Below are 12,928 nucleotides of genomic sequence, written 5' to 3' on the forward strand. Positions count from 1 at the left end.
GTTGTTGTTTTTTGGTTAGTCGATGAACAATCACACGAGTTGAGACTTTATCAGTCATTCCTACATAAGCGTTGGATATTTCACATGTTTGTCCTGGTTGAAGAGAATTCATTAAAACCTCCATATCTATCTGGATATACTCTGTACCTTTCTTGATTCTGCCATCTTGAAAATAATCAGGGTTAGGATTTTTTTGATAAATACGTGTATTCGATTTGATACGTGAGATATAATAAGCCTTTTTATCTTGTATATGTTGAAGATCTTTCAAATGAAAATAACCTAAATCTCGGATACATAAATCATTCGCTGTTACAGTTGGGACACACAGGGAACCGTAGGTTCGATCATGTTGTTTACCTGGACCTGTATGAATATGAAGGAACTTTCCACTTAATAAATCATACTCAAGTTGAATCTTTATCCCCGCTGTATGGCTACATCCTCCTGCACCTGGATAAACAAATGAAAAAGAATCTGGGAGTTGAAATGCGGTTGAATCTAAAATACGAATACGTTTGAAAACAGAAGTATATGGAGAAGAAAGCGGCATAGATGAGGCCAATTTTTGGTTTAATAGTTCAGCTAATACGTGTTGTAAAAGTTGAACGGCCGCTTTATTAAATCGTTGATTCAGTCCCTCGGGACTGATGAGTACTTCTGTCGATGCTTCTAAACGACTAGATAACTGAGTTAAAGAAGTTGTAGCGACATTTTGGCTCATCCATACACATAAAGCGACTAAATCTTTTGCTTGGTACTTACTGGTTCGTTGTACAAAACCAACCTCTCTAGCAAAATCTCGTAAAATATTGGGAGATAAGAAGTTTTGAATTTCTTGAGCAAATAGTTGTAATTCATCAGCTACAGAAATAGACATACAAAAACGCCATCCTTTCCTATGATTCTACAGAAAGAATAGCGTATTTTTTCATTTTAGGGGGTATTTTGTTTTGTTAGCTTGATAGCGATGTGGTGTGACCCCATGTCCATCAACTTAAGAATTTTATAACACCCCAAAACAAAAAAATGTACATTTTCACATAAAGATGTCAATTTTCTCGTTTTGGAGGTATTTGTATTTCTTAGCTTGATGGGCATGGGCAGGACCCCTAATATCTATTAATAAAAGCAGTTTTTCTCGGATAGTTGAGGGCATCATCCTCAAAATAGATGGATATATATGCAAATAATAATATAACATTAAAAAATATACGCCAAGCCTATGATTATGCATCCGTCTTGGCGTTTTCCTTTAAACAATACCTAAGTTCGGTTTCAGTCTTCGATTGCTTGGTAGACCGTGGTCCAGAAGTCTTGGATAAGATGCGATGGGTCCGGAGTGGACATCCCAACCTGGGTGAACAGGATTCCAGTAAACTGTTTGTCTGGATCAGCGTAAGCTGCAGTGCCGGTTCCGCCATCCCAGCCGAATTGACCGATAGACGCGTAGTCTCCAAGATAGGTACGCACTGCCATCCCAAAGCCCCAGCCGCCTTGTATCCCTTGTCCAAACGACAAATGGACGTTGTTTTTGGCCAAATCGTCTCGGTATACTTGTTGTTCAGGAGTAAGACGGTTGGTGGTCATCAGCTGGACTGCAGGTCGGGACAGGATCCGTTTGGTTCCGTGCATCCCTTTGTTCAACAGCATCTGCAAATACGCGTGATAATCGTCGACGGTTGCGAGCAGCCCACCACCGCCTGCTTGGAATGCTGGAGGTTTGCTGTAACGTCCGCCTGCACCCTCATCCCACACGATGAACTCACCTGTCTGCGGATCGGGGTTGAAGGCAGGTGGAAGCCGGTCAATCTTGAGCTCAGGCACGTAGAAGCCAGTGTCCTTCATTCCCAGTGGATCGAAGATGCGTTCGCGCAGGAACGACTCGAATGTCTGACCCGTGACCCTGGCAACAAGCACGCCGAGCACTTCAATACTGATATGATACTGCCACCGCTCTCCGGGCTGGTAGCTTAGCGGAAGTGCACCTAGGCGACACATAAACTCATCTGGATCGGGCATATCCTGCCCTGGCGTGTCGAATATCCCACTCTCGAAGAACGCGTTCATGATCGGAGAACCCATCAACGTGAGATCCACTCCGAGCCCGAATGTGGAGGTCAACAGGTCTCGTACAGTGATAGGACGCCGTGCTGGGACGGTCTCTTCCAGCGGACCATCGGGCCGTTTCAACACCTGCCGGTCGGCGAGTTCGGGCAGCCATTTGTCTACTGGGTCGTCCAAATGCAGTTTGCACTCGTCGAGCAGAACCATTACCGGTGAAACTGCGATCGGCTTGCTAGTGGACGCCAATCGAAAGATCGTGTCCCGACGCATTGGTGCGCCACCATCATGCCTCATTGTTCCAAACGCTTCGACGTGCGTCTCGCCGTTTCGGCTGACTAAGGCGACGAGCCCAGGAATCTTTCCAGAATCTACATGCTGCGCCAGTACATTGCGCATTTTGCGCAATCCTGTTTCAGAAAAGCCTTTATTGTTTTGTCCCATTTTGTTCTCCTTTAGTTTAGATTGAGATTTCTAATACATATTGGCAATCAATTATTAGTTCTTCAAATAGAAAAATTCCCCTTTTTAATAATTTCGACAAAATGTATTTATGTATATGGGGTCACCATACATCACTATCAACCTAAGATAAATTTATATCCATAATTCACAGAAAACGTTATTCTTTTTGTAGAAATATACAGAAAGGATGGCGTTTTTTTATGGGTCTTTTGATTCTTGACGAACTTCAACCGATTGCCGAAGAATTACAACGACATATGTCTCCTCATGTTCTAGAACACCTAGCTAAAGAAAAAGGATTCGTTCAGCGAAAGAGTAAATATCAAGCAAAGGAGTTAGTTGCTTTATGTGTATGGCTTAGCCAACAGGTTGCAAGTACATCACTCACACAATTATGTAGCCATCTTGAAGTATCTACGGGTGTTCTTATCAGCCCTGAAGGACTTAACAAACGATTTAATGCTTCCGCAGTACAGTTGCTAGAACAAGTTCTAGCTAATCTTCTAACTCAAAGAATTCATTCAACAAAAGAAATAATTCATCAATATACCACGAGCTTTAAACACATTCGGATTCTAGATTCTACAACATTTCAGCTTCCAGATAAGTTTTCTTCACAGTATCAAGGTTCAGGTGGAAGTAGCCATACGGCAGGAGTCAAAATTCAATTAGAGTATGACCTATTGAGTGGGAAGTTCCTGCACGTTTATGTAGGAGAAGGAAGAGAAAATGATAAAACCTTTGGTTCAACAAGCCTACAAACCATTCGACCCAAAGACTTGTATATAAGAGATTTAGGCTATTTCGACCTACATGACTTACAGAAGATCGATGATAAAGGAGCTTATTATGTCTCACGTTTGAAATTAAATTCTCGAATCTATCGTAAGAATGATAAGCCAGAGTATTTTCAAAATGGGACCGTCAAGAAAGGGACACTCTATATTCAGTTAGATATGGAAGAACTCATGAATCAATTGTCCCCTGGCCAAACAATGGAGATTTCAGAGGCATACATTGGACAGTATCAAAAATTACCAGCTCGTGTTATTATTCATCGATTAACAAAAGAACAAACAGAGAAAAGGTTGAAGGAACAAGCCAAAAAAGAGAAGAAGAAAGGTATTACTTACAAAGAACGAAGTAAACGATTGAGTGGGATCAACGTGTATATTACGAATCTTTCTACAGAAAATGTTCCAACGGAACATATCCATATAAAAAGATGGGGAATATTGTGGACCAGTTTTATGAAACTATTCATAATTCATGTAATGCGTTATACGTCGAAAAAACGAAGTTTGGTTGAAGACTTCGTTTTTGTTTGTATATAGCATGAACAGTTTCTATACCTTTAATAGTACGTGAGGCATGGCGAAGACTTTGAAATCCTAAAGAACGGGAGAATCGACGTTTCACATGTCGGTGATCTTGCTCAATGATATTATTGAGGTACTTGATTGTACGATGAAAGGTATTTTTGTAAAGACCTATCTCCTTTAATTTTTTGAATGCGGAAGCTAAAGAAGGGGTCTTATCTGTCGTCAGAACCGTTGGTTCTCCAAAAGATCGAACAAGTCTTTTCATAAAAGCATATGCTGCTTGTGTGTCCCGCTTTTGACGAAGTTGAATATCAAGTGTTTGTCCCTCTTTATCAATTGCTCGATATAAATAACACCATTTCTCTTTCACCTTGATATAGGTTTCATCCAAACGCCAAGATAACAATGTGTTTTTGTTTTTCTTTTTCCAAATGTGATAGATAAGATTTCCATATTTATGAACCCAGCGCATGATAGTTGTTGGATGAATAGAAATACCACGTTCTTTGAGAATTTCAGATACATCGCGATAACTTAAAGAAAAACGACAATAGTAGCCAACGGCTACCAAAATAACATCCTTTTTAAACTGTTTTCCTTTAAAATACCCCATATATCATTCTCCTGCTCACACTTTTTCTACAGGTTATCTCAGTTTAGAAATCTTTGCAACAGAACCCTTCTTTCCCTTTCAGCAGTTTATCGGTCATTTGGCACAATAAAAAAAGACTGCAAATTACAGGTACTTACCTTTATGTAAGTACCTGTAATAAAAGTGCGTACTTACATATTTTCAGCTTGAACTTTACAATAAAAATGAAATCAGCCTAAGGAGGAAGAAACATTGAAAACTCTTGTTATCGTAACACACCCAAGTTTAGAAACATCTGTTGTTAATAAGCGATGGGTAGAAGAATTAAAAAAATATCCAGAAAAATATACTGTGCACGAATTGCATAAGGTTTATCCTGATGAGAACATAGATGTGGAAAAAGAACAAAAATTGGTTGAAACTCACGGGAACCTTGTTTTCCAATTTCCTGTATATTGGTTCAACTGTCCTCCTCTCTTAAAAAAGTGGCTGGATGATGTTTTCCTTTATGAATGGGCTTATGGTTCAAAAGGAGATAAATTAAAGAATCGTAAAATTGCTTTAGGTGTATCTGCCGGGATCAAAAATGTGGATTATAGTGAAGCTGGAAGATACCATTATACCCTTGAACAAGTGTTGTGTCCGTTTGAGACGACAGCCATCTATTGTAAAGCAGACTATCGTTCGTTCTTTGCGTTTTATGGAGCAGAATTTGAGCCATCTGTAAGTGAAATAGAAAAAAGTACCCAAGATTATCTAAATTTCATTGATAATATGTAATAGGTAACTTTTATAAAAATTAAAATAAGAAGTACCTTCTAAACAAGAAGGTACTTCCTTTTACACTATGCCTATTTTTTTACATCTTCTAGAGCTTGAAAACTATTTTTCTCTCCCCACTCGCACATCATATCTAACAATGGAATAAGTGAACAACCACGTTTAGATAATGAATATTCAACTTTTGGAGGTATTTGGGGAAATTCTTTACGTATAATAAGACCATCTTCCTCAAGTTCTTTTAACATAACACTTAGTGTTTTAAAGGAAATAGTCCCAATACATCGCTTCAGCTCATTGAACCTCATAACCTTATTTTCAGACAACCAATACAAAATAATCATTTTATATTTACCACCTATTAAGGATAACGTATATCCAAAACCAGTGTTTTTTAGTTCTACGCCAGTCGGAACACAAGTTTCTCTCACAATCCCCACTCTCCTTCTGATAAGAATATCCTATCAATATGAATACTTTATAGTAAATTAGGTTCTGTTGCAAAGATTTCTAAACTGAGATAACCTGTAGAAAAAGTGTGAGCAGGAGAATGATATATGGGGTATTTTAAAGGAAAACAGTTTAAAAAGGATATTATTTTGGTAGCCGTCGGCTACTATTGTCGTTTTTCTTTAAGCTATCGTGATGTATCTGAAATCTTGAAAGAGCGTGGTGTTTCGGTTCACCCAACAACCATCATGCGCTGGGTTCATGAATATGGAAATCTTATCTATCAAATTTGGAAGAAGAAAAATAAAAACGTTCAATTATCTTGGAAACTAGATGAAACCTATATAAAAGTCAAAGGAAAATGGTGTTATTTATATCGTGCAATTGATAAAGACGGGCACACATTGGATATTCAACTTCGTAAAAAACGGGATCATCAGGCTGCCTATGCCTTTATGAAAAGATTGGTCAAAACGTTTGGAGAACCAGCGGTTCTCACTACAGACAAAGCACCAGCATTACTTTGCGCATTTAACAAATTAAGAGAACAAGGCTTTTATATAAATACAACTCATTGTACAATCAAGCATTTGAACAATCTCATTGAACAGGACCATAGACATGTGAAGCGACGTTTTTCCAAATCCGCAGGATTTCAAAATCTTCGCCACGCTTCCCGTACCTTGAAAGGCATCGAAACCATTCATGCTTTATATAAACGAAACCGAAGTCTTGGCTCAGACTTCGGTTTTTCGACATACAATGAATTACAGGAGCTACTAACAATCGCATAAAATGTACAACTTTTTGTTGGCACCACTTAACCTTAACAAAACTTCGCAACAGAACCGCTCGTTCTATAATTGTCATCGAAGGAAGTATAATCTTCCAAGTACGGAGTTCTTGCAATGCTATTTCAATGAGATATGTTGTATTTCCATTATTTAATGCATGTGGTTGAAGAAATTTAGATAACTTTCGATAGTCAGCAATTGTAAAGTTACGAAAACCGTATTCTTTTCGAATCTCTTCTATATGTTCATATCGTGTAGCGTCTCGTTGAGCATAGAGTCCCCAATCTTCTGTATTTACACCAATTTGTGTAGCTACAAATTCTAAAACGACATTCGGAATATCTCCTACATCAGATAAGGGCCATCCTGAATATCGTAAAACACTTAATTGAATAGCAAAACCTAGACGATTATAGTCCCTCCGATGGCGATTAATGATTTTGAGATCATGCTGACTGAAAGAAAAGTATGTACTTAATATCCATTCGCTTATATCAGAGGGGATTTGCATATATTGTTTTCGTTCTTCTGTTGTAAGAAGTTCTCTTACTCTCACATACATTAGAAGTCATCCCCTTTGTATTTGTTATTTCGCTTTCTGCAGATATCGATACAATGTAGCTCTTGAAACACCTAAGGTGTTACATATATCTTCAGTAGAATAATTTGGATCCTGCATTAAAGATTTAGCCATAGAAACCTGGGTTGTATCCATCACTTTAGGTCTTCCACCCAGACGTCCACGCGCACGAGCGGCTGACAATCCAGCTTGTGTACGTTCTTGAATCATTTCTCGCTCAAATTCAGCTAATGCTCCGAATACGTGAAAAATGAGTTTCCCTCCACTTGTAGAAGTATCCATATTTTCCTGAAGACTTCGAAAGGCAATTCCTTCTTCATTTAATATATTGATAGTTTCAATAAGGTGTTTGAGGGAACGACCTAAGCGATCTAATTTCCAAACTACTAATGTATCGCCCTCGCGTACGTAATCCAGAGCTTCATCTAATCCAGAGCGAGATGAGGTAGATCCACTTACTACATCAGTAAAAATCCGTTTGCATCCAGCTTGTATAAGAGCATCCTTCTGCAAATCTAAATTCTGATCACTTGTTGATACACGAGCATATCCAATTAACAAAATATCACCTCCATTTTCTTTTTTATTGTCGCATAACTCGTAAGATATAGGAATAATGAGATTTTGATTTTAAGACAAGTTTTGAGACTGAAGTTATCACGATTTTTCAAGGCTATCTCTTAGAAATAAAAAAGTCTCAAAAACGAGGTTTTTGAGACTGAATAACGCGACTTAATATGTTCACCTCAACAATTTTTCCTTATCTCTCTCAACTTTTCCTAAACTTTGAGTTTGTGTATTCTCTGACGGTTGTTTTGAAATCAAGCAAATGGCTATTAATATCATTCCTATTCCCACAAGATGGATCAAAGATATTTCTTCACCTAATATGAGGATAGAAAGAACAATACTGCTAATCGGCAAAACGCTTGTCAATACGCCAGTTGTACTTGCTGAAACTTTTGAGACACCTTGGTACATCAAAATGAAAGCAATGACCGTCACAACAATCCCAAAATACAGTATCAGCCCCCACTCCGAAACGGATACTGTTTCAAACTGGAACCGGCTTCCCTCATAGAGGGAAAATGGTAAAAATAAGACCACCCCAAAAGCGCTGACAATCGTTGAGACGGCAAGAGGACTCACTTGTTGTGCGACACGTTTCCCTAATATGATAAATAAGGCTTCACCAATGACAGCACCGAAAATAAGCAAATTCCCGAATACGTGGGAAGAACCGCCTTCCATGTTTGAAAATGATCCGAAAACATTGATTACCAATGTCCCTGAAACGGCCAGCATAATTCCTACATTGATGCGTTTTGTCAGTTTTTCCTTGAGGAGAAGAAAAGCAAGCCCCCCGGTGACAGCCGGAATGATGCTTGTAATGATTCCGCCTTCAATGGCTGTAGTTGATTTCAGTCCATATAACATAAAAATATTGAACAAAAACACACCAAATAATGCTTGTAAAAAAAGGATGAGAAAATTCTTTTTACCAATAGGAGGAATCCCTTCAAATTTTATTAGTAAAGGAACCAGAATAATGGTTGCGATTAGAAATCGCAGTTCGGATGCTACGAATACGGGAAAACTTTGGCCAATTAACTTACCCACTACGACTGAACTTCCCACAATAGTCATAGCCAAAGCAATTTTTAAATGGGGGATTAAATATTTATTCAATATTTCTGATCCCCTTTTATTACAGATGGATGGATTATATCCGTCACGGCACGATATAAATTTTCCGGATGTTCGGCTATCCGATGACATAAATACAAGTACCACTCTTTCCCGTAAGTCAAGTACACCCTAGCGTTATACCCTTTGTTATTTAATGTTTTCAACAAATCGGGACGTATCCCATAAAGCATTTCAACTTCCACATGAGGATGGTTCATATATTGACGCCGCTCCATTTCCCGAATAAGGGCTTCATCATGCGTCGCTATAGATACAGGATGATTGGCTTCAACCAATTGTTCTACAAGTTGGAGATACCGTTGATTCAAGTCAGTTGACCTAGGCATGGCAATATCGGAAGATTCTTGATAGGCCCCTTTAACAATCCGTATCTTTCCAGGACAATGTATCAGTTCCTGAATATCATAATCAGAACGATATAAGTGGGCTTGCAGTGTGATTCCCACATTTGGATATTGCTCAGTTGTTCTTTTATAGATGGTAAGAATGTCATCTGTTTTAGATGATTCTTCCGCACTTATCATGAGTGTAATTTCATGCATTTTTGCCCTCTCCGCCAACTCCGTTAAATGGATATAGGCCGTTTCCGGATTTATGGACAACCCGATATGTGATAAATCGAGCGATACCGTTTGTTTCATGGACAGAGTACCCATGTCCTCAATAAGATCCAAAAACTCATTTTTTGCATTTTGGCATTCCTCTAAATCCTTTGTATTTTCCCCTATGTATTCCAGTGAAATAAGATAATCTTTTGTGATCAGCCCTTTTGCCGCTTCCATCCCCTCATGCCTCATTTCTCCGGTGACAAAGCGTTTTGCGGCTTGTAACAATAATGTATGGAGTTCAGGGGATTGTTGTATGTAGGATTTGATATGTTCATTTCGGGCAATCGATTTAAGTGCCTGGGCCACCTGAAATTCTTGATTTGTCATCGCATTTTCATCTCCTTTAGAACTGTTTGATCCAACTATATCATGCTAAAATGGTTTGTATTAGTACCATTTCATACGAACTTTAACAGTACCACTTTTAATGAAGGGAAAATATATATGTTTTGGATACCTATTGATCGGTCATCAGATATATCTTTAATTCGGCAGGTTTATCAACAAATACGTGAACGAATTTTAAATGGAGAGCTGCAATCAGGAGAAAAACTGCCATCAACACGGGAACTATCTTCTGAGTTAAAAGTGTCTAGAAATGTAATTTTAGAAGCTTATGATCAACTATTTGCCGAAGGCTTTTTGGTTGCTAGACGTGGTTCAGGGACATTTATTGCTGAAGGAACATATTTAGAAAAACATAAAAAAGCACCTCTATTTGATTCTTTATCTTGGTACAAAAAAACAAACAAAGAAAGTAACATCATTAATTTTCGTTCAGGGATACCAGCATTGGACTTATTTCCACGTAAGGCATGGGCAAGGTTGTCTCACACCATATGGAATGAAACGTCTCCTTCTACGTTTGGATACGATATTCCCGAAGGGCGTCCGGAATTAAGAGAGGTTTTATCACGCTATTTACTAAAAACAAGAGGGGTTTTTTGTCATCCAGAGCAATTGGTGATTACTTCCGGTGCAACCCAAGCTTTAACACTTGTTTCTAAGTTACTTTTGTCAACTGGTGACGAAGTGCTAATGGAAGATCCTATCACCAATGACATTCAAACGATTTTTAAAACTTCAGGAGCTTCTCTTTATCCTATACCAGCTGATGATAATGGGATGGATACATCTTTGTTGCCTTTAAATAAAAATCCAAAGTGCATCTTTATTACTCCTTCCCATCAGTTTCCTTTAGGTGGAACGTTACCGATTCAACGACGGGTTCAATTAATTAACTACTCGAGAAAAACAAATTGTTATCTTGTTGAGGATGATTATGACAGTGAGTTTCGATATGAAGGCTCACCTGTAAGTTCATTACAGGGATTGGATCCAGAGCGTGTGTTATATATTGGTTCATTTAGTAAAATCTTATCACCGGCTCTTAGAATAGGGTATTTAGTTCTTCCCTCACACCTTATTGAAAAATGTCGTAGGTTAAAATGGTTTTCGGATTTACATACTCCTTCTTTAGATCAGCTTATCCTTGCTCGTTTTATTGCTGAAGGTTATTTAGAACGGCATATTATGAAGATGAAGAAAATCTATAAAAATCGAAGAGACTTCCTTATCCATCAATTAGAATCAACATTCTCGAATAAGATCAATATTTTCGGTTATTCTACAGGGTTACACCTGATTGTTGAATTCAATCAGTTTCAATTCACAAAAGAATTACTTGAGGAAACCCAACAACTTGGAGTGAAAGTATATCCTGTGGAAGACCACACCATTGAAAAAGGAAAACATCATAACCGAATTATTTTGGGTTATGGACATTTAACAAATGAAGAGATAAAGGAAGGCGTGAGCAGGCTACATAGGGCAATACCTTGTATATACTCTTTTTAACGAATAGACTTCCAACTTCTAAACTCAAAATTAAAGAGCCGATTTTTTCTTAGAGTAAAAAAATCGGCTCTTTTTATGTCGAAATTTGCTTAGCGTATATTTTTGTTAAAATGTGGGCGGGACCCCATCGCCATCAAGCTAATATTTTGAAGTACCCCCAAAATGAAAAATTCCTTTTTCTACAGTTAGTTATTTGGAGAAGGCAGCTCTTTTTTCGTTTTTTGGGTGTTTACTTTTCTTAAGTTGATAGGCATGTATGGCGACCCCTAATACCATATGATTGAAATTATGTTACAACGATAGATGGATAAATATGGCAAATTATGCGAAAATAAGTTATAATTACTTTTGTGTGTATTAATCCTTATATAAAAAATAAGTGAATTTATGGTTAAAAAACAAGCAATTGCACAACAGACAAAAATCAATGGTTTGTTCTTCACCATAGAGATATATCCATTGCGATTTTACCTTGATATACGTTCCATTGACTCTCCAGGAGTTATTTGTTTACTTGAGATGACCACGTATTCATTTTCCGAATTCAGGATCATACAAGTGAGAGTTCAAATAAAAAGGGGAATTGAAATGAAAAAATTCATGTTAGCTCTGACATCTTTGTTCACTGCTTCAGCATTCTCAGTGTCTACAGCTTCAGCCGCATCAGATGTATTCGATAACTTTGAAGAATTGTCGGCGCATTACCAAGAAGGTATAGATTATACCATCGAAACCCAAGATATACCAAGTTCTGATACAATCATTCTAGCAATTCACGGTGGAGAAATCGAATCTGGAACTGACCAAATAGCAAAAAAAGTTGCCCTAGGTGATTACAGTTACTACATATTTAATGCTAAAATATTTGACGACTTTAATAAAGATAAGCAAAATGATTTGCATCTAACTTCTACCCATTATGACGACCCAATAGCTTTGGAAATGACAGCACAAAAGAACAAAGTTGTTTCTATTCATGGTGCGAAAGGAACAGAAAAACTAGTTTACATGGGCGGACTTGATAAAGAATTAAAGGATAAGATTGAGGCAAAATTGTCCAGCGCAGGTTTCAGTACTGATATACGTGACGATCTCAAGGGGACCAACCCGATGAATATCGTAAATAGGGGTAAAACTTTAAAAGGTGCACAATTGGAGATCACCGGTGCTTTGCGTACTGAACTTGAGAATGATAATTCTAAGATGGAGAAATTTAGTAATGCTATTCGATCAGCAATAGCCGAGTAAAAGTGATAGTGATTTCCGTACAATTTAAGCTTTTGTAATTTCGTAGAAATGATGGAAGAGCAGGGACAATCTATCCCTCATACGATCATTATACGATGGATACATCATTATGGTTCTGAATTGAACAAGCGGATACGTCGTCAATTAAAGAAAGTTAATGATTCTTGGTGAGTTGATGAAACGTATATCAAGGTAAAATCGCAATGGTTGTATCTCTATCGTACGATAAATTCCAAAGGTAATATAATTGATTTGGTTCTGGTGCAAAAATGTTAGTTAGAAACATAGAGTAACAACTTTCTCTTCATTTCAGATTACCGAAAAAAGAATTTTGAACGTTTAGGAATTTGTTGTTTTCTTTAAAGAATCCTTATGGTAAGGGTTCTTTTTTTTGTTCTAAAAGTATTATCTTTCTTACTTGGGGTAGCACCACATCGCTATCAAGCTAACAAAACAAA

Annotated in this window: 11 protein-coding genes and 4 pseudogenes; 6 read left to right on the plus strand and 9 right to left on the minus strand. The window is 37.8% G+C overall.

Annotation, left to right across the window (positions count from 1 at the left end; genetic code table 11):
- Both Y7E_RS32425 and Y7E_RS0128540 read right to left on the minus strand, forming a co-directional pair.
- On the minus strand, positions 1-880 hold an 880-nt coding region (locus Y7E_RS32425), incomplete at its 3' end, for an IS4 family transposase (RefSeq protein ID WP_422666725.1).
- Between the two features lie 398 nt (positions 881-1,278).
- On the minus strand, positions 1,279-2,508 hold the full coding sequence (locus Y7E_RS0128540; protein ID WP_017154587.1) for a serine hydrolase domain-containing protein: 1,230 nt from the start codon (positions 2,506-2,508) through the stop codon (positions 1,279-1,281).
- Positions 2,509-2,729: 221 nt separating this feature from the next.
- Here Y7E_RS0128540 and Y7E_RS30650 point away from each other — a divergent pair.
- Positions 2,730-3,800, plus strand: a pseudogene (locus tag Y7E_RS30650) (IS4 family transposase); the annotation flags it as partial.
- Here the strand turns inward: Y7E_RS30650 and Y7E_RS0128550 are convergent.
- A complete protein-coding gene (locus tag Y7E_RS0128550; protein WP_017154589.1) occupies positions 3,790-4,464 on the minus strand; it encodes an IS6 family transposase in 675 nt (224 codons plus the stop codon). The pseudogene Y7E_RS30650 and the gene Y7E_RS0128550 sit on opposite strands and share 11 nt — an antisense overlap.
- Before the next feature lie 231 nt (positions 4,465-4,695).
- On the opposite strand from Y7E_RS0128550, the gene Y7E_RS0128555 reads away from it, so the two are divergent.
- Entirely contained in the window at positions 4,696-5,223 is a 528-nt protein-coding gene (locus Y7E_RS0128555; protein WP_017154590.1) for an NAD(P)H-dependent oxidoreductase, read from the plus strand.
- Positions 5,224-5,294: 71 nt separating this feature from the next.
- Here Y7E_RS0128555 and Y7E_RS0128560 read toward each other — a convergent pair whose 3' ends face one another.
- Positions 5,295-5,654, minus strand: a complete 360-nt coding sequence (locus tag Y7E_RS0128560; protein WP_017154591.1) for a winged helix-turn-helix transcriptional regulator — start codon at positions 5,652-5,654, stop codon at positions 5,295-5,297.
- 126 nt (positions 5,655-5,780) lie between these two features.
- Between Y7E_RS0128560 and Y7E_RS32430 the strand changes: the two genes are divergently transcribed.
- Positions 5,781-6,467, plus strand: a complete 687-nt coding sequence (locus tag Y7E_RS32430) for an IS6 family transposase (RefSeq protein ID WP_017150226.1) — start codon at positions 5,781-5,783, stop codon at positions 6,465-6,467.
- A gap of 52 nt (positions 6,468-6,519) precedes the next feature.
- On the opposite strand, the pseudogene Y7E_RS0128565 reads toward Y7E_RS32430, so the two are convergent.
- From Y7E_RS0128565 to Y7E_RS0128580, 4 genes and pseudogenes are all read right to left on the minus strand, one after another.
- A pseudogene (locus Y7E_RS0128565) lies at positions 6,520-7,029 on the minus strand (DUF4158 domain-containing protein); the annotation flags it as partial.
- 24 nt (positions 7,030-7,053) lie between these two features.
- The gene (locus tag Y7E_RS0128570) at positions 7,054-7,608 is read right to left on the minus strand and encodes a recombinase family protein (RefSeq protein WP_017154593.1); all 555 of its coding nucleotides are present in this window, start codon (positions 7,606-7,608) and stop codon (positions 7,054-7,056) included.
- A gap of 180 nt (positions 7,609-7,788) precedes the next feature.
- Positions 7,789-8,736: a DMT family transporter gene (locus tag Y7E_RS0128575; RefSeq protein ID WP_017154594.1), complete on the minus strand. Its 948-nt coding sequence runs from the start codon at positions 8,734-8,736 to the stop codon at positions 7,789-7,791.
- A complete protein-coding gene (locus tag Y7E_RS0128580; RefSeq protein ID WP_017154595.1) occupies positions 8,733-9,692 on the minus strand; it encodes a proline dehydrogenase family protein in 960 nt (319 codons plus the stop codon). The genes Y7E_RS0128575 and Y7E_RS0128580 overlap by 4 nt, the downstream gene beginning before the upstream one ends.
- Before the next feature lie 117 nt (positions 9,693-9,809).
- Between Y7E_RS0128580 and pdxR the strand changes: the two genes are divergently transcribed.
- A complete protein-coding gene (pdxR, locus tag Y7E_RS0128585; RefSeq protein WP_017154596.1) occupies positions 9,810-11,222 on the plus strand; it encodes a MocR-like pyridoxine biosynthesis transcription factor PdxR in 1,413 nt (470 codons plus the stop codon).
- Positions 11,223-11,636: 414 nt separating this feature from the next.
- Here the strand turns inward: pdxR and Y7E_RS35125 are convergent.
- Positions 11,637-11,732: pseudogene (locus tag Y7E_RS35125) on the minus strand (IS6 family transposase); the annotation flags it as partial.
- A gap of 90 nt (positions 11,733-11,822) precedes the next feature.
- Between Y7E_RS35125 and Y7E_RS0128590 the strand changes: the two are divergent.
- Both Y7E_RS0128590 and Y7E_RS32435 read left to right on the plus strand, forming a co-directional pair.
- Positions 11,823-12,470, plus strand: coding sequence for a poly-gamma-glutamate hydrolase family protein (locus tag Y7E_RS0128590; RefSeq protein WP_237741423.1), 648 nt, complete (start codon positions 11,823-11,825; stop codon positions 12,468-12,470).
- An 18-nt stretch (positions 12,471-12,488) separates the two neighbouring features.
- Positions 12,489-12,731: pseudogene (locus tag Y7E_RS32435) on the plus strand (DDE-type integrase/transposase/recombinase); the annotation flags it as partial.
- Positions 12,732-12,928 lie beyond the last annotated feature (197 nt).

The organism is Bacillus bingmayongensis, assembly GCF_000299035.1.
GTDB classification, from domain to species: Bacteria; Bacillota; Bacilli; order Bacillales; family Bacillaceae_G; genus Bacillus_A; species Bacillus_A bingmayongensis.

What these genes read in the sequence shown, in the direction of transcription:
- Y7E_RS0128540 (WP_017154587.1), bottom strand. Translation starts at nt 2,508, where the DNA reads ATGGGACAAAACAATAAAGGCTTTTCTGAAACAGGATTGCGCAAAATG.
- Y7E_RS0128550 (WP_017154589.1), bottom strand. Translation starts at nt 4,464, where the DNA reads ATGGGGTATTTTAAAGGAAAACAGTTTAAAAAGGATGTTATTTTGGTA.
- Y7E_RS32430 (WP_017150226.1), top strand. Translation starts at nt 5,781, where the DNA reads ATGGGGTATTTTAAAGGAAAACAGTTTAAAAAGGATATTATTTTGGTA.
- Y7E_RS0128580 (WP_017154595.1), bottom strand. Translation starts at nt 9,692, where the DNA reads ATGACAAATCAAGAATTTCAGGTGGCCCAGGCACTTAAATCGATTGCC.
- pdxR (WP_017154596.1), top strand. Translation starts at nt 9,810, where the DNA reads ATGTTTTGGATACCTATTGATCGGTCATCAGATATATCTTTAATTCGG.
- Y7E_RS0128590 (WP_237741423.1), top strand. Translation starts at nt 11,823, where the DNA reads ATGTTAGCTCTGACATCTTTGTTCACTGCTTCAGCATTCTCAGTGTCT.